The following is a 20,352-nucleotide window of genomic DNA, read 5'->3' on the forward strand; positions in this document are numbered from 1 at the left end:
GTTAACTATGAGATATTTTAAAGGGACCCTGGTTGTTTTATGCCTCATTTCCGTGTTTTCTTGTAATTCAGACGACAGAAAGTATGAAAACGTAGTAGCGAGTGAACTTTCGCGGGGGGTGCGGAGAGATAGCCTGTTTCAGGGAATAAAATTAGGGATGACCTCAAAAGAGTTTTACACCCATTGTTGGGAAATGAATAAAAAAGGGATTTTTTTTGCAGGCCCCGGCAATACAACAGTTTTATATAAACTAAATAAGGAATTAAAATATCCGGCTTCCATGAATTTCTACCCTGATTTTCGGCAAGGTAAGATTAGCAAAATGAGAGTGAGTTTTAGTTACGATGCTTTCGCCCCTTGGAATAAACAAATGTTTGCTGATAGCTTGCAGTTGGATGTATTAAGTATGCTGAAAAAATGGTATAAGGAAAAGGATTTTATCCGTATAACGGACCCGGCTAAAGGGACGATTTTTGTGCAGGTAGATGGTAATCGCAGAATTATCATCGGGAAATATGATGACGCCCACGTAAAAGTAGATTACACTGATTTACTGACAGATGAAAAAAAATAAGGTGAATTTTACTTTTTTGACAGAAAAAACTATTCATGATGTTTTTAGCATCAGATACTGTTTTGTGTTCTTTTTATTGGCTTTAACCAGTTGCCAAAAAAAGCAAAGCGGAGGCGGTAATAAGCTTTTTGAACTTTTAAATTCCAATGAAACGCATATCGATTTTGTTAACCAATTATCGTATGATGCTAATTTCAATATTTTTACTTACCGTAATTTTTATAACGGTGGCGGTGTAGCAATAGGGGATATCAATAATGACGGATTACCGGATATTTTTTTGGTAGGTAACATGGTGCCCAGTCACCTCTATTTAAACAAAGGCAATTTTCAGTTTGAAGACATAACCGGGAAAGCCGGAATCACTAAGCTCGGCAGATGGTCTACCGGTGTTACTATGGCCGATGTTAATGGTGATGGATTGTTAGATATTTATGTTTGCAATAATGGCGATGTTAAAGGCGATCATAAGCAGAATGAATTATACATCAACAACGGTAATCTCACCTTTACCGAAAGGGCAAAGGAATATGGAATTGGCGTAAATGGATACTCAACCCACGCTGTTTTCTTTGATTATGATCATGACGGAGACCTGGATCTCTTTATGTTAAGCAATTCTTTTAAGGCAATCGGTAGCTTTAATATTCAGAATAATGAACGGAATAAAAGAGATTTATTAGGTGGGCAAAAATTATTCAGGAATGATGGCGGCCATTTTATCGATGTGAGTGAACAGGCCGGTATTTATGGTAGTGTGATTGGTTTTGGTTTGGGGGTAAGTGTGGGAGATGTAAATGGGGATGGCTGGGACGACATCTATGTTTCCAACGATTTTTTTGAACGTGATTACCTGTACATCAATAATCACAACGGTACCTTTAAAGAATCGCTTGAGGATCAGATGAAAAGCATTAGTAATGCATCAATGGGGGCCGACCTGGCCGACATCAACAACGATGCACATCCTGATATTTTTGTGACGGATATGCTTCCGGCATCAGAATCAAGGCTTAAAACAAATACCACTTTTGAAAACTGGGATAAATACCAGCTTGATTTAAGATATGATTATTATCACCAGTTTACCAGGAACACGCTCCAATTAAATAATGGCAACGGAACTTTTAGCGAGATAGGCCGGCTTGCAGGTGTTCATGCAACCGATTGGAGCTGGGGAGCGTTGATCACTGACCTTGACAATGATGGATTCAAAGATGTTTTTATCGCTAACGGTATTTATAAGGACTTAACAAACCAGGACTATATTCAACGTTTATCCGATCGGAACGTGATGGGAAGTGTTTGGACAAATAAAGGCATAAATTACAAGAAGCTAATAGATAGTATGCCCTCGGAGGCTGTGCCTAACTACGCCTACCGTAACAATGGGGACCTGACATTTACCAATAAGGCAGCCGAATGGGGACTTGGAGATCCGGGTTTTTCGAATGGCTCGGCGTATGGTGATTTAAATAATGATGGGGCGCTTGACCTGGTGGTGAACAATGTAAATATGCCGGCCTTTATCTACCGAAACAACAGCAGGAAGCTGGAGCCGGCGAATAAATATTTGAAAGTAGTATTGCAGGGCGAGGGGAAGAACCGCTTTGGCGTAGGGGCGCAGGTAACGTTATACTATAATCATACCTTAAACTACCAGGAGCAGGTTCCGTCTCGGGGATTTGAATCGAGCGTAGACACCCGGTTGAATTTCGGGTTGGGTAAAATAAAGGAGATCGATTCGATAGTGGTAAAATGGCCTTGCGGTAAGCAGAAAGTATTAAAAGGAGTAAAAACGAACCAAACCATCACGGTAAAGGAGGTTGAATCAGGACTGCCCGGGAAAGCGGTGAGGGGGGCAGCCGGTGCAAAGCCGGTGTTTGAGCAGAGTACAGATAACCATGGGATAGACTTTGTGCACAAGGAAAATGACTTTATAGATTTTGACAGGGAAAAGCTGATCTTCCAGATGCATTCGGCGGATGGTCCGCGGATAGGTAAAGGCGATGTCAACGGCGATGGTTTGGAAGACTTCTATATCTGCGGGGCCAAAGATCAGCCAGGCGCATTATATATCCAAACCCGGGCGGGTCGTTTTAAACGGAGCAACGAAAAGCTGTTTGAGCAGGATAAGGCCAGTGAAGATACAGACTGTTTGTTTTTCGACGCGGATGGCGACGGGGACCAGGACCTGTATGTATGCAGCGGAGGCAATGAGTTCTCGGCTAACTCGACGGATCTGATCGACCGGCTATATATCAATGATGGGAAGGGTAATTTCAGCAAATCGCAACAGGTGCTGCCGTCATTTCAGTTTGAGAGCAGCTCCTGCGTAACGGCAGCAGATGTTGACGGGGACGGGGACCAGGACCTGTTTGTTGGAGTGCGGTTAAAGCCGGGTGAATATGGCTACCCGTGCAAGGGTTATCTCCTGCAGAACAATGGCAAAGGCTTTTTTACAGATGTAACCGACGAGAGGGCCCCGGGCTTAACGGAATTGGGTATGGTTACGGATGCCAAATGGTTTGATTATGACCGTGACGGAAAACCAGACCTGGTAACCTGCGGGGAGTATATGCCGATCCGGATATTCCATAATGAAGGTGGGCGTTTAAAGGAAGTAACGCGCGAAGCGGGCCTGGAGTGGAGTAATGGGTGGTGGAACCGCCTGGAGATTGCAGACATAGACGGCGATGGTTACCCGGATATAGTAGCCGGCAATCACGGGCTAAACTCCAGGTTTAAGGCAACCCGAGCGAAGCCGGTAAGCATGTATGTGGGGGACTTTAGCGGCACGGGCAGCATAGAAGATATAGTATGCACCTATAACGGCGACAAACAATACCCGATGGTACTGAGGCACGACCTGGTAGGCGAACTTCCTTATCTGAAGAAGAAATACCTGCGGTATGCCCAGTACAAGGAACAAACGATGGAAGATATATTTGGCAGGGACCTGTTACAAAAGATGGTTAAGCTGGATGCCTGCGAAATGCGGAGCAGTGTGCTGCTGAATAAGCGGAACGGCAAGTTCCTGATGAAGCCATTGCCGGTGGAGGCGCAGTTTTCGACGGTTTTTGGGCTGGTGGTGAAAGACTATGACGGGGATGGAAAAAAGGACATTGTGCTGGGAGGCAACTTTTACCAGTCAAAACCGGAAGCAGGAATCTACGATGCCAGCTATGGATTGCTGCTTAAAGGAGATGGGAAAGGTGGCTTTACGGCAGTTAAGCCTCAGGTAAGCGGCATCGTAATAAAAGGGGCGGTACGTGATATAAAAGAGATTAAAGCCGGAAACAATAAGCTGCTGATCGTAGCTAAAAATAATGATAAAACAGAGGTACTGGTAAAGGCTCGGGATAAAAAACGAGTAAATGGAATACAGTATAGAGAATAGTGATAAAATAAAATTACCTGCATTGTAAATAGGGTGGTAGTAAAATACAACCGAATTACCATCGTTGAATGATGAGCGGATAATTATACAATCCGAAGAAGCAGAAATTTATTACCGAAAAATAGAAATTGCCGAACTATAATTTAACCGAATGCCATAAATCTAAATATAGTCAAATGCCAATAGATTCATTGAACGTAAATACCAAAGCTAAAATTCAAAACACCTACGATGCTATTGTAATCGGCTCGGGGATTAGCGGCGGATGGGCTGCAAAGGAATTAACCGAAAAAGGCCTGAAAGTATTAATGCTTGAACGCGGCCGTAATTATGAGCATATAAAGGATTATGTTACCGCTACAAAAGATCCATGGGAATTTGAACACCGGGGCAACGCTACCTTACAGCAGAAAACGGATAACCCTGTTATATCCCGGGATTGGGCCATGTATGGGACTGCGGCCCAGGAACCCCTGATGAAGTCATGGGTAAATGAAAAAGATTGTCCCTATGTGGAAGTTAAACCGTTTACGTGGTGGCGTTCATATCAGTTAGGCGGAAGGTCTACTTTATGGGGGCGGCAAAGCTACCGGTGGAGCGATTTTGATTTTGAAGCTAATGCAAAAGATGGTATTGCTGTTGATTGGCCTATTCGTTATAAAGAACTGGCGCCATGGTATGACTATGTAGAAAAATTTGCCGGAATAAGTGGATCGACGGAGGGCCTGCCTCATTTACCCGATGGACACTACTTGCCGCCTATGCAACTAAATTGTGTGGAAAGAGATGTGGCATCAAGAATAAAAGCTTTTTACAAGGGGCAGCGCCACATGTTTATAGGCCGCGTGGCCAATCTTACCGCGCCTATCCAGGCAAGAACGCAGTGTCAGTTTAGAAACCGGTGCTGGGAGGGTTGCCCATTTGGCGGCTATTTCAGTACACAATCTTCAACGCTGCCCGCAGCAATGGCAACGGGTAACCTTACCGTGAGGCCATGGTCAATCGTAACCAAAATTTTGTACGATAAAGACACCAGCAAAGCGACGGGTGTTGAGGTGCTGGATGGCGAAACGAATAAAACCTATGAATTTTATTCAAAAATTGTATTCCTGAATGCTTCTGCACTGAACAGTGCATGGGTTTTGATGAATACCGCAACAGATGTATGGCACGGCGGATTGGGCAGTAGCAGCGGCGAATTAGGACATAATATTATGGATCATCATTATATGCTCGGCGCACAAGGAACAATAGAAGGCTTCGAAGACAAATACTATTTTGGCCGCAGAGCGAATGGTTTTTATATTCCCCGTTTTGTGAACTTGTTTGGTGATAAAAGAGACTTCCTGCGCGGCTACGGTTATCAGGGAAGCGCCAGCAGGGACGGCTGGAGCCGGGATGTTGCGGAAATGAATATTGGCGCTGATTTTAAAGATGCACTTACAGAACCTGGTGCATGGCATATCGGAGCGACAGGTTTTGGTGAAATTTTGCCCTATCACGATAACAAAATAACGCTTAATAAAGATGTGAAAGATAAGTGGGGGCTGCCTGTGCTTTCAATGGATGCGGGTTTGAAAGAGAATGAGCTAAGTATGCGTAAGGACATTATTAAAGAATTGGTGGCAATGTATGAAGCGGCCGGCGTAAAGAATATCACAACCTGGGATAAAAATTATGCAATTGGCCAGGGCATTCACGAGATGGGGAGTGCACGTATGGGTAAAGATCCAAAAACATCGGTACTCAACGCGCACAACCAGGTTTGGGACGCGCAAAATGTGTTTGTAACTGATGGGGCCTGCATGACTTCAAGCGCTTGTCAAAACCCATCGCTCACCTATATGGCGCTTACCGCACGTGCGGCTCACTATGCGGTGGATGAGTTGAAAAAAGGCAATTTATAAGCGACATATTTAAGTTTTTGATTTTAATAATTAACCTAACAGTCATTCAAATGAAATAAAAAGCACCGTTTTATATAATAGCTATGCTGCATCACAATTAATAAATTTCTATGAATCGTTTTTTACTTTGGCTTTCAGGGATTATCATTTTGCTTAGTTCCTGCAAAAAAACTGATTATCAAAGGATAACTGATAATCCGGAATTGTACCGTATTACGGAAAAAAAGTTAAATGCCATTATACTTGAAAATAATTTCCCGCCGGTTATCGCTTCACGTAACTATGCATATGCTAACATTGCCGCATACGAGGTAATATCCGCCCAAGACCCTAAAAAATTCCGGTCGTTGGCAGGTCAAATCAAGCATTTAACAGGTACACCAAAACCTGCTCCGGATGTTGAAATTGATTACCCTTTTGCATCCCTGCTTGCGTTTTGTTATGTAGGAAATGCGGTTACATTTCCTGAGGGGAGTATGGATGAATATGTCGATGCATTAAAAAAGAAAGCAAAAGATGGCGGAATGCCTTCTGATGTATTTGAGCATTCGGTTGATTATTCAAATGAAGTTGCAAAGCACATTATGAAATGGAGCAAAACGGATCATTATGCACAAACACGATCCGCCAACAAATACACGGTAACAAAAAAAGAAGGGCGTTGGGTACCTACACCACCTATGTATTCACAAGCATTGGAACCACATTGGGGAGAGATCAGGCCTTTAATACTCGATTCTGCTTCGCAAGTGGCGCCGCCACCACCTCCTTTATTTGATATGAAGGACATAAATAGTCAGTTTTATAAGGACGTATTAGATGTAGAGTCTATTGGTACAAATCTTACCAAAGAGCAAAAACACATCGCTGATTTTTGGGATGATAATGCCTTTAAGTTAAACGTTGTCGGACATGCTACCTTCGGAACTAAGAAGTTCTCACCGGGCGGGCATTGGATGAATATCGTGGGGATAGCCTCAGAAACGTGCAAGGCCGATTTTAGCAGCACAGTTTGTGCATATACTGAAACATCGATTGCTTTATTCGATGCATTTATCAACTGCTGGTATTTTAAGTATAAATATAATTTAGTTCGGCCCGAGACTGTAATAACCAAATACTTGGACCCTGACTGGAAAACCTATATTCAAACGCCCTCATTCCCTGAATATGTAAGCGGTCATGCTGTAATCTCGGCAGCAGCAGCGGAGATTTTGACCGGCCAATTCGGAGATAATTTTGCCTACCGGGATACATCAGAGACTGAGTTTGGAATAGCACCCCGTAGCTTTAAATCTTTTAGGGAAGCAGCAATGGAAGCGGGTATTTCGCGCGTCTATGGCGGCATACATTTTAAAAATTCCTGCATAGTTGGAACAGAAGAAGGTAAGCAGGTTGGGCAACTGGTATTAAACAGATTACATATGAAGATTAAATTGCATGAAAAAGAATTTGTATCTCAATAATTAATTAATGCGCTTTAAGTTTCCGTATCATTTATTTATGTTAACGATTAGTATATTTTCGGTTTACTTTATTTAAATCTTAGTCCCATTCATTCAATGTTCTCTGTTTCATCGACAGGATCGATGTTAATATCCAATTTCAACTGTTGCCTGGTAAGTATCCCGGTTAGCAATGTTATTGATGATAAAGTGCGCAACATCGGCCCTTGATATTTTGAGGCAGTTTTTAAGAAATGCATTAATAGCTATGCGATATACGCCGGTAACAGTCTGGTTTGTAAGCTGCGGGGGCCTAATGATAGTCCAGCTAATGTTACTGTTTTTTATCAGAATCTCCATTTTAAGCAAATCGGTATACATGTGTTTCAGCAGTTTTTGAACTACATGTTTTTCAATAAGCCTGATATAAAATGGGAGTACCGGACTTATTTCAATTGCACTGGCCGAGATCAGGAATATGCGTTTTATGCCTTTTTGTTCCATCGCTTTTAAAACATTGGCATTGCCCTGCGAATACAAAGTTGTGGGTTTATCTGATCCGAAACCACCGGCTACACCTATTGCCGAAACCACAGCATCCTGGTTTTCAAAATGATTTTCAAATGTGCCGGGTTGCATAACATCGCCGCTTACTTTTTTCAGATTGGGGTGCTCGATTGCTAATTTGGCCGGGTTTCGTAATATTGCGGTAACCAGGTACCCCGCGTGAAGGGCTTGTTCAACACACTGCCTGCCAATGCCACCGTTTGCGCCTACAATTACTAACCTATAAATAGGGGTGTTTTGTTGCTTTTTCATTTTTTTGGCGATTAACTAAATTTGAAAACGCTTAAAAAAACTATGCTGAAAAACAGTATCAGCTGTACTGTAAAAAAGATACTAAGGTTTGCCTTAATTTGGCTAACCTGTTGTGTTAAATAGGCGCTGTCGTTATTCATAATCATTCGTAACTTTTCGCCTTGCTTTCTGCCAAAAAAAATCCCGTTCAGCATCAGAACCAAAACAATTCCTATTTTTATTCTAAACCATAGCTGTTCGCCAAATACGCCATGGGTTAAGGCCATCATTCCAACGCCTGTTATAACCAGCAGGGCGGCACCTATACCAATCAATGTTGATGACTTAGATGTACCCGCCAGTATACCTTTTGATTTTTCTGTATCATCATCAAAATGCTTCCAAAAGGTTTTAAATATTGTAAAATCAACAATGGTGGTGCCCGCCATTATAGTTAGCCCTGTTAGGTGCAGTATTAATAGTGCCGGTAAAAAGATTGAGGTATTCATTTGTTGTGATTGATTAAATTTATAAAATATACCATATGGTAGTAAATTAATACAATATTATACCAAAAGAAAGTAAATAGCAAATATTGGAGGCGTTTTTTTTAAATTTGATACCAAAAGGAAATAACACGTGAATAAAACAGTTGAATTGGTTAAGCTTTGGGGCAATTATGAGGAGCAAAATCCCGGTTGTAATTTGGATGATTTCTTCCGGCATCAGTTAATGGCTAAGGCAGCAGATGAGAAAAAAGCCACGCCCGACTGGCAGTTAAGGCCTGGAATTAACGGCAAGCTCATGATTTTGATAAGACGGATAGGGAAGTATCATATGGTATATTCAAACAAAGCGCTTGAAGGTACGGGGCTTGATCAGATAGAGGAGTTTGGTATACTGGTTACCATTTTTAACCAGGTTAACCCAATAAAATCTGAGGCTATCTATAATAATATAATCGAGCTATCGAGTGGTACCAATATGCTTAACAGGCTGAAGAAACGCGAACTGATAACCGAGTATGAAGATATTGATGATAAACGTATTAAGCGTTTAAAGTTAACAGCCCTTGGAGAGGAAACTCTTGGAAAAGCCAAAGTACGCGTACTTGAAGTTGCGCGAATGATGACCAACGCGTTGAGCGAAGATGATAAGCAACTTTGCTTTCAGCTGCTTAACCCGGTTAGCGAAAAGTTTGACGGAACCTTCCAAAAATTTAAAAGCAAAGGTTTTGACGAAATTTTTGAAGCTATGATGAAGTAGTTTGTTGGCTTTTTAGCGGAAAGAAAAGTTTTGTGACCGTTAATACAACATGTGTTAATATTTGTTAAAAGCGTAAAGGTTAATAATTTATGCGTATATTTAGTTAACCTGCTCACCTGTTAACTGAACCCGTCATGAAAACATTGAAACTTACTTTTACAGTGATATTGACGCTCCTGTCAATAAATCTGTTTGCTCAACGTGTTAAGGGAATTGTAATTGATAAGACTACCTATCTGCCCGTGGCAAATGCTTTTATCAGCACACCGGCATCGAAAAACATAAGTAACGCCGAAGGTAAGTTTGTGCTGGCCAATGTAAAGCCCGGCGATACTTTGAGGATCAATAGTATCGGTTACAAACCATTTAGGCTTGTTATCAGTTTTTTGAAATTTGATACTTTAAGGTGTTATATTGTGCCTGATGCAACTGTTTTAAGTGAGGTGAAAATCAGGGCCAGGCGTAACGTCAGAGCCGACTCGTTACGTAACAGGAGAGAGTTTGCCTCTGTTTTTGCCTATCGCGGCTCAACCATAAAAGATGCGTTTATAGCGCGTCCGGCTGATCTTGATTTTGGTAAACCCGGTAACCACATAAATGCAGACAAAAGTACAGCAACTATTTTGAGCATCAATCTGCTGTCGGTGATCGACATGCTGAACAAAAATAAAGCTCCGCAATCAAAGCTGCAAAAGATTTTACTGAAGGATGAAGAAGATGAATATGTGGACAGATTTTTTTCGCCTGAAAAGGTGAGTTCAATAACTAATCTTAAAGGTGATTCGCTGCAAAATTTTATGAATCAATATCACCCCGAAATTAAAAAAGTGAAAAAGATGAGCGATTATGATATGATGAGCTATATTAAAAAAAGCTATGCCGAGTACCTCAAATCGGGCAGTAGGCAAACAGCTCCGTTTTTTGCAAAGTGAAATGGCCTTGTATTGTTAAAGTTATGCCTTGTTTTGAACTACAGAAAGTGTATTGTTATTGAATGGTTTCATTATCTTTCAATTACCAGGTATTTTTTGTTGCAGCTATAGCAAAAATACCTTTTAACCGGCAGCCAAAATGTCAATAGCTTTAACAATACCGGCCTGTGAATCCTTTGGCCGGTATTAGTTTGGCACTTTGGACAAAATGTATAGCTGTGCCTTTTTTTTGAAGGTTCATTTTCAGTATCTACAATATGCATAACATGAATACAATTAAACCCATTGTATCCTCATAAGCAGGCTTTTATTGATTAAATACCCAAAACTGAAACTATTACTTTATGGAATAGTTTTTATGAGGCTTTGCTTTTATATTGAGTGCCTGTAAGCACAGGCGATTTTTGGTTAAACCTGTTCCATTCGTCAATATTTACCATACCGGGAGCAGTTGCATAATGTTTTTTATTTGTTGGGCAGGTAACTATAAAACCTTTACGGGTTTGATTAATTACCGGGCGTGCACCACACTCTTTGCAAGGCTCACAATGGATATTGGGTTGAATTTGAATAGATTCGGACATTACGTTTTTTTAAAGGTTAAATGAACCCTTGCTACTGAGCAAGAGAAGTTTTTTTATTATGAATTGGGGTTTGGGTTGTGTTGCTACAAAGGTGCAAATAATATTTTTATTAAAAAAATGCATTTTGAGAAGTGGACTTCACAATTATGTAGTATGTTTATTAGCAAAAGTGTAAAGTCTGGTCATTTTGTGTGCATAATTGTGCAACTGTTGGTTTACAACAGGCAACTTTAAACTGTGACTGTTTTGTTTATCAACAACTTTTTTACACTTTGAGATATTGAATTCCTCCTCATGAAAAAAATCATATGTCCACTGTTATCGTTATTAGTTTGCATTCATTTTGCATTTGCACAACCGCCATCTTCTTCGGTTAAGCTATGGCAGGATCAAAAGTTTTCTATGTTTATCCATTTCGGGGGTATTTATTCGGTTTTGGGAGGTGTTTGGGAAGGGAAGCCAATTACCCGCGGCTTAAGTGAGCAAATCCAGGCTCATGCTGGTATTTACAGTGATACTTACGCCAACCTGGCCAAAAATTTTAACCCGGTAAACTGGAATGCCGATAGCATTGCCCTGCTGGCTAAAGCGGCGGGGATGCGCTCTGTTGTACTTACTTCAAAACATCACGACGGATTTTGTATGTTTAAAACCGCAACTACCCAGTTTAATGTGGTTGACGCCACTCCATTTAAACGCGACGTAGTAAAGGAAATGGCCGAAGCCTGTAAAAAGCATGGTTTAAGGTTTGGTTTGTATTTTTCGCTGATAGATTGGCATTATCCGCAGGCGTCACCCATATCAAGTCATAACTCTGATTATATAACACCCGAACATCACGAGTATAACAAAAAGCAGGTAACCGAGTTGCTGTCAAATTATGGCACTATATCCGAACTTTGGTTTGATATGGGGTCACAAAGTATTGAACAAAGTAAAGAGCTTTATCAATTGGTGCACCGCTTGCAACCCGATTGTATGGTGAGCAGCCGTTTGGGTAACGATCAGGGTGATTTTGCCGTTATGGGCGATAATCAGTATCCCGATTATTCCATTGGAGTGCCATGGCAGTCGCCCGCTTCATTTTTTGACGAAACCTGGGGCTACAGGTCGTGGCAAAAGCGTGGCAGCGAGAATGAAAAGTATAAAGAGAAATTGGAAAGCCTGATCCGCGTGGTTAGCAGGGGAGGGAATTACCTGCTTAATATTGGGCCCAAAGGCGATGGCTCAGTAGTTGGTTTTGAAAAGGATGTTTTATTGAAGATAGGCGACTGGCTCCATAAAAATGCTGAAGCTGTTTATGGCACAACTGCCGATCCATTTTTTGCCTCTTTTAAGTGGGGGAATATAACCAGTAAACCTAATAAGCTTTATCTTTTTGTAACCTCGGTACCTGCTGATGGCCTGATCACTTTGCCTGGTCTGGAAGGCAGGATCAGTAATGTTTCTGTTTTGGGCGAACAACAATCGCTTAACTTTAAGCAAGTAACTGATGCCGCTGTGATAACCTTATCAGCAGGTTTTGACAGTGAAAAGCAAATAAAAGTTATAGAGGTTGACATTGCCGAAGGTTACAAAGTGCAACCTGTTCATATCCTGAGCAGCAGTTATGACCACATAAAACTGGATGAGCATAACGCTTATAATTATTACAGTTCATCGGGCATTGATTATAACAGCAATTATCAAAGTACGGTAAAGCAAGGCTGGACAATTAAGCCCAAACACAAAGGCAAGTATCTGCCTACTATACAGTATACCGACGAAGAAAAAGGCAGCATTGTTGACCTAACTGTAAACAATGTAACCACCACGCTCCAGCTCGACAGCGATAGGAAGATGAAGTATAAACCTGATACGGCTAAAATAAAATGGGGGCCATTATATATAACCGGCCCATACTCCACAGGCTTAGGAGGTTTAAATGGCCGCGCGGATAAAATCGACATCACAAAACCTTTTACCAAAGACACCGATAAACCATGGCGGTCTGTAAATGAATACAAAAACGGGCAGCTGATTGATTTGCCTGCAGGCATGGATAATGCTTACTACATTTTGCAAAACATCAACGCAGACAAGGATTTAATTTACGCGCAGGTTAAGGTTACCAGCGGCGATGGCATAATTGTTTTGCTGAATGGGAAGCAACTGCTCATCAATAATAATCCGGGTAAGGCTGCCTCTGTAAGTCATGTAATCGGTTTGGATTTGATGCCCGGCAATAACCAGTTACTGATAAAAGTGTTCAACAACTTTAAAAAGAACATCCCTTTTGCGCTTACGCATAGCATTTCACAAAATATCTATGTAAAAGATCTTGAACCTTTAACGTTTGAAGCAAATAAACTTTACCCGGTGAGTTTAAAGTTACATGATCCGGCATCGCCGCATCAAACTTTAAAGCTGCCTAATCTTGAAGTTTGGTTTGCGAAAAAGTAAGAAAGAAAGCCGCCCTACGAAGGTTTCAAAACTTCGTAAGGCTTACTTACTATCGTAAATTGTTACTTCAACAATACCTTGGTAGCGCCGTAACCAAATTTTTCTTTACGGGCATCCATAAAGGTTTGTACTTTTTTATGCCTGCCCAATTGTTTGTGCAGCTCATTACGCAGTGTGCCATTGCCCGCGCCGTGTATGAAAGTAATATCAGGTAATTGATGAACAATTGCCGCATCCAATGCTTTGTGAAAATGGGCCAGCTGAATCTCCATAATCTCAGCGCTGCTTAAAAACTGGTAATCATCCCGCAGCTTTTCTATATGCAGGTCAACTTCGCTAACCGGCTTTTCCATCACTATTTTTTCGGTAGGGCTTTCAAAAAAACTTTCCTTCAGCTTTTGAGCATCAATAACCAGTTCAGGCTCGTCGAGCCTGATGAGCCAGCCAGCCTGGTTAAGCAATGGAATGTTCTTTTTAGTGGTCGAAAAATCCTTGGCCTTAAACTTTTCATGTACAGCCAACGGTGCCGGTGGTTCAACGTTTTGTTTAGTACTGAATAAAACGCTGAAAATAAGCTTTGGCCAAACCTGCAGATCGGCCAGTTGGGCGGAGTAGATATTTTCGGTTGATTTTGGCGCGATAATCCCTGCAAATTCGCCTTTAAATACCTGTTGCTTATCTGTGGTTAAAGTAGCCAGCAACTGAAACGAAGTTTCATTGATTAAATGAAAATGAATAACAGAACTTGCCCTGGCGTCAGTAACCACACCTATATAAACGCCTTTTTTAACAAATTCACCTGGTGTTACGGGCTTTTCATCCGTTGTATTGTTACTTTTTGTTGCGCCTGCAGGTTGGTAACCATGAACGTAAGTTACTTTGCTGGCAAGTACCGGAATCTCAAAATCGTCTTCGCCGGTAACGCCTATCATTTGCTCGTCGATGATGCGGGTTACAAAACCTTCCATTTTTTCATCAACAAACCGAACAAAATCGCCTAATTTATATTTCATAGCATTATGTTATTGCAATGCAAAGTTAATTTATCCCGGCACATCTGTCCGGGTAATAAAACTTAGTTATTTTTAAGGTAAGTTTGATAAGCAATTGCGTGAAACAGCTTTTAAGAAATATATAAACCCTAACTATATACTTTTAACTTCATACCATGAGCAACAATACCCCTAAAACACTGGATAACGATTTGTTAAAACAGGTTTTTGTCCACAACCTGAACAGAATTTATTTTGGTAAGTGTTATCTTGATAAACATCTTGGGCACCTGAAAGGCCTCGCTTCTTTTACCGCATTGCAGCAAGCGATACAGGAGTTTTGGGACGATATCAAAAAACAGATAGAACGGATGAATAAGGTGTATACCCTGATTGATGAAATTCCATCTGATAAGAACTGTAACCCTATAAAGTCCATTGTTAAGGATGAGTTTTGCCTGGACGAAGAGCAAACTATACCTGTATTGCTGGATATGGATATTATGTTGTATCTGCAGTTACTTGAGCATATTAATATCACTTCGTGCCATATGTTAATAATGGTGGCCAAACAGCTTAATTATACTGAAGCTCAACAATTACTTACCGAGTGTAAAGATGAATCAATTGATAATGACGAGCTTTTTACACTCATTTCCAAAGAATATATTGTTGCTGATTGAGAGGGGAAATAAGAAAGCCATCCGCATAGCGCAGATGGCTTAAATGTTAGTTATTTAATACCCCTATTAAAATAACTGGTAACAAAGTAAAAAAAAATATATCCGATACCGCAAAATATTTATTTATAAATAATCTTTGTGACAGATTTGTTACAAAATAAGCTCTGATATAGCGATTTATCAAGCGATTTTTTGTTTTAAATTTTCCGATTAATGTTTCCTGCATATCGTTATTTAGTCCAATTAATTTAAATTGGCAACGAAATTTAAGACGTATGACCAAACCCATTATTTTATCTGCATTAGCCTGCATTGCATTTATACAGGTTAAGGCCCAAACCTTGTATATGCCCCGCGATATACAAAAAGCATTTAAAAACGAAACGCGCTCGACTGATGGCCGCCCCGGCAAAAAGTACTGGCAAAATTATGGCCGTTATAATATCAGTATTACGGCTGTGCCTCAAAATCGTACTGTAAAAGGCACAGAACAGATCACTTATGTTAATAATAGTCCGGATACTTTAAAAAGGCTTAACATGAAGCTCATCCTGAACATTCATAAACCGGGTGCCGCCCGTTTTGGCGATGCAGGGGCTGACTATCTTACACCGGGCATTCAGTTTGATAGCTTTTCAATTAATGGCGAAGCAAAAAAAGTTGCATCAGGTTCAACAAATCAAATGGTTGGTTTAAGTAAGCCGTTGATGCCTCATGATTCGGTTAAGCTTGATATTGGCTGGCATTTTGAAATTTCGAAAGAAAGCGGCCGCGAAGGAATGATCGATTCAACTACCTGCTACCTGGCTTATTTTTATCCGCGGGTGTCGGTTTATGACGATTACAATGGCTGGGACAGGCTACCTTTTTTAGATGCCCAGGAATTTTACAACGACTTTAACGACTATAACCTGCACGTTACCGCGCCTAAAAACTACGTAGTTTGGGCTACCGGTACCCTGCAAAACCCTGAAGAGGTGCTTCAGCCTGAATATGCTAAACGATTGAAGGCTTCATTCACCAGTGATTCAACTATCAATATTGCATCGGCTGCTGAGCTTGCCGCCCATAAAGTAACGGCTCAAAAGGAGATGAATACCTGGACCTGGACCGCTAACGATATCAGCGATATGGCTGTAGGCATCAGTGATCATTATGTATGGGATGCGGCCAGCGTTGTGGTTGATGACGCAACAAACCGCCGCGCCAGTATGCAGGCAGCTTTTTTAGATAGCTCGGAAGATTTTCACCATGCGGTACAAAACGGCCGTAATTCATTAAGCTGGTTGTCCCACAACTGGCCGGGCGTACCATATCCGTTCCCCAAGATGACATCGTTTCAGGGCTTTGCAGATATGGAATACCCTATGATGGTTAACGATAGCCATACCAATGATGTGCGCTTTTCGCAATTTGTGCAGGATCATGAAATAGCGCATACCTATTTCCCATTTTATATGGGTATTAATGAAAGCCGTTATGCATTTATGGACGAGGGCTGGGCAACCACATTTGAACTGTTGATAGGAACATCAGAAGTTGGCAAAGAAAAAGCTGAAGCATTGTACAAAAATTTCCGTGTTGACAGATGGATACATGATGCTTCAACCGCCGAAGATCAGCCGGTTATTACACCATCGAGCGAATTGAGGGGTGGGTACGGTAATAACTCATATGGTAAGCCATCATTAAGTTATTTAGCGCTGAAAGACATGCTGGGCGATCAACTGTTCAAAAAAGCCCTGCATGGATATATGGACCGCTGGCATGGCAAACACCCAATACCATGGGACTATTTTAACTCTATGAGTAATATTACAGGTAAAAACCTCGATTGGTTTTTCAATAACTGGTTCTTTACTAATTACTATATTGATCTGTCGATAAAAGGTGTAACCAAAGCAGCCGGTGGTTATACAGTAGCAATTAAAAACGTGGGCGGTTTTGTAATTCCGTTTGATGTAAAAATTACTTATGCTGATGGTTCGGGCGAGAGCATTCATCAAACCCCTGTGGTTTGGGAAAAAAATCAAAAGCAAATTGCAATAGATATTAAAACCACCAAGGCCATTAAATCAGTTACTTTAGATGGCGGCATATTTATGGATGCCGATGAAAGTAACAATACATGGAATAAATAATAAAAAATGCTTATAAAATAATAAACCCTGCTAACTGGCAGGGTTTTATTATTTTATAATAGTACTAAATATTATGCGTTCTGTACAGAATTGTTCCAGTCATTGGCAGTTGCTTTGACTTTTGATTTCGCTTCATTCGCAGCGTCACCTGCTTGGCCTGCAAGGTCGTCGGCTTTTGATTTTGCAGCATCAACAGCTTTATCTTTAGCGTCCCAAAGGTCGCTAACAGTTCCGCTAAACTTGGTTTTAGCTTTGTCAATCACACTATTGCTGTAATCTTTAATATCTCCGGCTGTTGTTTGCGCTTTGGTTTTAGCAGTATCAACCAGGTCGTTTATATAATCTGCTATATCGCCTCTTAATTCCGTTCCTTTTTCAGGAGCTAACAATAAACCCAAAGCCGCGCCCGCCGCTGCACCTACCAATAATGCAGCTATAATTTTTGCTTGATCTTTCATGTTCTTTTCTTTGTTTTATGTGTAGTCGATTTATGATATTATTGGAATAAACAACAACAATGCCAGTTTTTATTTGAAAGTAACATTCAAATATTAAGCCGATGTACGCGGTAGGTTAACAAAAAAATAAAGCAAAAAAAAAGGCACTCAAAATTGAGTGCCTGGTAGGCTTAATGATGATATTATACTTATATAACTTTTACATTTACCGCGTTAAGACCTTTACGGCCGTTTTCAACTTCGTATTCAACGGTGTCGTTTTCACGAACTTCGTCAATAAGGCCTGTTGAATGAACAAAAATATCCGGACCACCATTGCTTGGTACTATAAATCCGAAACCTTTTGTTTCATTAAAAAATTTTACTGTTCCTTGATTTTGCATTATTTTATTTATTAATGCTGCCAAGGTAGTTATAATTTACCGTAATCAGCAATAGCCAAAGGGTAATTTAGGTGTTAACCAAACCTGTGGGATAGTATTTGGATCGTTAAATAATTGATGGTCAGGCTACTATTGCCAAATGGCCCCCCTGTATGGTATCTTCCGAATCTTTTACTATTCCCCGTATCTTTTCATCCAGTTCGTTAACGGTATGTTCTATTATATTAAAGTAACCAAAATCAATATTTTCCATTCGCATGAGGTCTAATATGCCAAGCAGTGATGCTACCGGCCTCCGCAATTCGTGCGATTGTATGATAGCTATACGGTTAAGCGCCTCTTTTTGAATATTGATTTGTTCCTCGTGTCTTTTGCGTGTAGTAATATCTGTCGAGTTAATAGCTATCCCGATTACCTCGCTGCTATTATTTTTTACAGGGATAAATGAGGTTTCTTTCCAACAGGCATTTGGCGTTCCGGCCAGCAGTTCCCACTCACGTTTTATGGACCGGCCAGTTAATGCAACTGCAAAGTATTTCGAAAACGAATTTACCAGGGCCGGCTCTGTATAAGAGATAATATTATCCCCATTGGCCAGTTTTTTATTGTATAGGCTTTTGATAAATACCGATGCAGATTTATTAAATGCCATAACCTCAAGATTACGGCCAACCAGGATATGGGTATCTTTTGAGCTGTCGAAAATTGCTTTCAACTTCATTTCCGATTCGCTGATAGACGCTTTTTGCGATTGCGACTGCTGGTGCTGCTGCTCAAGTGAACGCAAGCTTGAATTGAGCTCCATGAGGTTTACAACCTGCCTGGCCAGCGTTTTTAATGATTTAACCTGTTGCTGATCAAGTTCATGGGGCTTAAAGTCAATAACGCACAGGCTGCCAAGTGCATGACCATCTTTGGTAATTAGTGGGGCTCCTGCATAAAACCTTGCTTTAGGGGCTTCAAAAACGAGCGGGTTGGTGTTAAAGCGTTCGTCATTAAGCAGGTCAGGCACAACCAACACCTGTTTTTGGATAATGGTGTGATTGCAGAATGATAACTCACGTGGAGTATAGGTGATATTGGTGCCGGTAGCCGCTTTAAACCACTGCGTGTCGGTATCGAGCAAAGTAACCAGGGCAACAGGTGTGCCGCAGATCTGAGCTGCTAATCCTACTATATCATTTAAATCAACCGCGATGTCGCTATCCAGATCCTTAAATCTCTTAACGGCACGCAGGCGCAGGGGTTCATTATTCATTGTATAAGGATTAGTAGTTTTTTATATATCCAACAAGGAGCACACGCACACTGTAAACAATATGAGCTTATTGTAAAACACACACGCCACGGTTTAGTTAATAGTTGTATAAATTACAGAAATAAAAAGAGATAATGGCAATGATTTTATTATAATTTAACTGATTAATTATTGCTTAAGGTTAAAATTCATTATGGTTAAAATCTTGCGGATTAAGTACCTTTTTATCGGATGGATTGAGTACATGAAAAGACCAATGCTCGCTAAAAAAAAGATCGAACAATGTTATCCATTCATCGTTCGGCTGTTAAAAACTAATCGCCGATGTGTTTAAAGAATATGTGGCATAATTCAACTTTTAGTTTTTTAAAGGTTTAAGTTTGCCAAAAAACTGCGATCGGTTTTATCTCATAAATTGAAAATTAATACATGAAGGCCTTTATATTCGACCTCAACGGCACTATGATCAATGACATGCCTTATCATACCAAAGCATGGCAATATCTTTTAAATACCGACCTTGGCGGCAGCTTTACCTGGGATGAAGTAAAACCACAGATGTACGGAAAAAATCAGGAAGTACTGGTGCGTATGTTTGGCCCTAACCGTTTTACTACCGAAGAAATGGACAGGCTTTCGTACCTTAAAGAGCAGCGCTACCAGGATGAGTTTTTACCGCACCTGGCACTGTTGTCCGGTTTGCATGAGTTTTTGGAAAAAGCTTATCAAAACGGTATCCCTATGGCTATCGGTTCAGCAGCTATTCCTTTTAATATTGATTTTGTATTAGACAACCTCAATATCAGGCATTATTTCAAAGCTATAGTTAGTGCCGATGATGTAGTGTTAAGTAAGCCCCATCCTGAAACGTTTTTGAAGGCTGCTGAACTGCTGGGTACATTGCCTACAGATTGCATTGTGTTTGAAGATGTGCCCAAAGGCGCCGAAGCTGCTGCCAATGCCGGTATGAAAGCGGTAGTACTTACCACCACACACCAACAGGATGAGTTTGAAGCGTTGCAAAACGTAATTCATTTTGCCTATGATTTTACGGATGACTTTATTAGCAGCCTGGTATAATAAACAGTC

The 20,352-nt window shown here is 40.8% G+C and carries 17 protein-coding genes; 10 read left to right on the top strand and 7 right to left on the bottom strand.

Annotated elements, in window-relative coordinates:
• Nucleotides 1-7: 7 nt before the first annotated feature.
• From MusilaSJ_RS23210 to MusilaSJ_RS23225, 4 genes are all read left to right on the top strand, one after another.
• On the top strand, nucleotides 8-574 hold the full coding sequence (locus MusilaSJ_RS23210; protein ID WP_274987150.1) for a hypothetical protein: 567 nt from the start codon (nucleotides 8-10) through the stop codon (nucleotides 572-574).
• Nucleotides 561-3,974: a VCBS repeat-containing protein gene (locus MusilaSJ_RS23215; protein ID WP_274987151.1), complete on the top strand. Its 3,414-nt coding sequence runs from the start codon at nucleotides 561-563 to the stop codon at nucleotides 3,972-3,974. The genes MusilaSJ_RS23210 and MusilaSJ_RS23215 overlap by 14 nt, the downstream gene beginning before the upstream one ends.
• A gap of 176 nt (nucleotides 3,975-4,150) precedes the next feature.
• Nucleotides 4,151-5,881 (top strand): GMC oxidoreductase, encoded by a 1,731-nt coding sequence (locus tag MusilaSJ_RS23220; RefSeq protein ID WP_274987152.1) that lies wholly within the window; start codon nucleotides 4,151-4,153, stop codon nucleotides 5,879-5,881.
• 110 nt (nucleotides 5,882-5,991) lie between these two features.
• Complete coding sequence (locus MusilaSJ_RS23225) at nucleotides 5,992-7,347, top strand: vanadium-dependent haloperoxidase (RefSeq protein WP_274987153.1); 1,356 nt, start codon at nucleotides 5,992-5,994, stop codon at nucleotides 7,345-7,347.
• Nucleotides 7,348-7,473: 126 nt separating this feature from the next.
• Here MusilaSJ_RS23225 and MusilaSJ_RS23230 read toward each other — a convergent pair whose 3' ends face one another.
• Both MusilaSJ_RS23230 and MusilaSJ_RS23235 read right to left on the bottom strand, forming a co-directional pair.
• Nucleotides 7,474-8,145 carry an NAD(P)-dependent oxidoreductase gene (locus MusilaSJ_RS23230; protein ID WP_274987154.1) on the bottom strand — a complete coding sequence of 224 codons (672 nt, stop codon included), beginning with the start codon at nucleotides 8,143-8,145 and terminating at the stop codon, nucleotides 7,474-7,476.
• Between the two features lie 11 nt (nucleotides 8,146-8,156).
• A complete protein-coding gene (locus tag MusilaSJ_RS23235) occupies nucleotides 8,157-8,633 on the bottom strand; it encodes a hypothetical protein (protein ID WP_274987155.1) in 477 nt (158 codons plus the stop codon).
• A 130-nt stretch (nucleotides 8,634-8,763) separates the two neighbouring features.
• Between MusilaSJ_RS23235 and MusilaSJ_RS23240 the strand changes: the two genes are divergently transcribed.
• Both MusilaSJ_RS23240 and MusilaSJ_RS23245 read left to right on the top strand, forming a co-directional pair.
• Nucleotides 8,764-9,390, top strand: coding sequence for a MarR family winged helix-turn-helix transcriptional regulator (locus MusilaSJ_RS23240; RefSeq protein ID WP_274987156.1), 627 nt, complete (start codon nucleotides 8,764-8,766; stop codon nucleotides 9,388-9,390).
• 134 nt (nucleotides 9,391-9,524) lie between these two features.
• On the top strand, nucleotides 9,525-10,322 hold the full coding sequence (locus MusilaSJ_RS23245) for a carboxypeptidase-like regulatory domain-containing protein (RefSeq protein ID WP_274987157.1): 798 nt from the start codon (nucleotides 9,525-9,527) through the stop codon (nucleotides 10,320-10,322).
• A gap of 356 nt (nucleotides 10,323-10,678) precedes the next feature.
• Here the strand turns inward: MusilaSJ_RS23245 and MusilaSJ_RS23250 are convergent, their stop codons facing one another.
• Entirely contained in the window at nucleotides 10,679-10,906 is a 228-nt protein-coding gene (locus MusilaSJ_RS23250; RefSeq protein ID WP_274987158.1) for a hypothetical protein, read from the bottom strand.
• Between the two features lie 294 nt (nucleotides 10,907-11,200).
• On the opposite strand from MusilaSJ_RS23250, the gene MusilaSJ_RS23255 reads away from it, so the two are divergent.
• Entirely contained in the window at nucleotides 11,201-13,348 is a 2,148-nt protein-coding gene (locus MusilaSJ_RS23255) for an alpha-L-fucosidase (protein WP_274987159.1), read from the top strand.
• Between the two features lie 62 nt (nucleotides 13,349-13,410).
• Here MusilaSJ_RS23255 and MusilaSJ_RS23260 read toward each other — a convergent pair whose 3' ends face one another.
• Entirely contained in the window at nucleotides 13,411-14,361 is a 951-nt protein-coding gene (locus tag MusilaSJ_RS23260) for a Smr/MutS family protein (protein WP_274987160.1), read from the bottom strand.
• A 155-nt stretch (nucleotides 14,362-14,516) separates the two neighbouring features.
• Between MusilaSJ_RS23260 and MusilaSJ_RS23265 the strand changes: the two genes are divergently transcribed.
• Both MusilaSJ_RS23265 and MusilaSJ_RS23270 read left to right on the top strand, forming a co-directional pair.
• The gene (locus MusilaSJ_RS23265; protein WP_274987161.1) at nucleotides 14,517-15,023 is read left to right on the top strand and encodes a DUF892 family protein; all 507 of its coding nucleotides are present in this window, start codon (nucleotides 14,517-14,519) and stop codon (nucleotides 15,021-15,023) included.
• A gap of 275 nt (nucleotides 15,024-15,298) precedes the next feature.
• Entirely contained in the window at nucleotides 15,299-17,164 is a 1,866-nt protein-coding gene (locus MusilaSJ_RS23270) for a M1 family metallopeptidase (RefSeq protein ID WP_274987162.1), read from the top strand.
• A 71-nt stretch (nucleotides 17,165-17,235) separates the two neighbouring features.
• On the opposite strand, the gene MusilaSJ_RS23275 is transcribed toward MusilaSJ_RS23270, so the two are convergent.
• The 3 genes from MusilaSJ_RS23275 to MusilaSJ_RS23285 all read right to left on the bottom strand — a co-directional run bounded on the left by MusilaSJ_RS23275 (nucleotide 17,236) and on the right by MusilaSJ_RS23285 (nucleotide 19,263).
• The gene (locus MusilaSJ_RS23275; RefSeq protein ID WP_274987163.1) at nucleotides 17,236-17,622 is read right to left on the bottom strand and encodes a YtxH domain-containing protein; all 387 of its coding nucleotides are present in this window, start codon (nucleotides 17,620-17,622) and stop codon (nucleotides 17,236-17,238) included.
• 188 nt (nucleotides 17,623-17,810) lie between these two features.
• The gene (locus tag MusilaSJ_RS23280; protein WP_090533335.1) at nucleotides 17,811-18,005 is read right to left on the bottom strand and encodes a cold-shock protein; all 195 of its coding nucleotides are present in this window, start codon (nucleotides 18,003-18,005) and stop codon (nucleotides 17,811-17,813) included.
• A 121-nt stretch (nucleotides 18,006-18,126) separates the two neighbouring features.
• Nucleotides 18,127-19,263 carry a GAF domain-containing protein gene (locus tag MusilaSJ_RS23285; RefSeq protein WP_274987164.1) on the bottom strand — a complete coding sequence of 379 codons (1,137 nt, stop codon included), beginning with the start codon at nucleotides 19,261-19,263 and terminating at the stop codon, nucleotides 18,127-18,129.
• A gap of 429 nt (nucleotides 19,264-19,692) precedes the next feature.
• Between MusilaSJ_RS23285 and MusilaSJ_RS23290 the strand changes: the two genes are divergently transcribed.
• Nucleotides 19,693-20,343: an HAD family hydrolase gene (locus tag MusilaSJ_RS23290; RefSeq protein WP_274987165.1), complete on the top strand. Its 651-nt coding sequence runs from the start codon at nucleotides 19,693-19,695 to the stop codon at nucleotides 20,341-20,343.
• The last annotated feature ends 9 nt before the right edge of the window (nucleotides 20,344-20,352 follow it).

Source organism: Mucilaginibacter sp. SJ (genome assembly GCF_028993635.1).
GTDB lineage: Bacteria > Bacteroidota > Bacteroidia > Sphingobacteriales > Sphingobacteriaceae > Mucilaginibacter.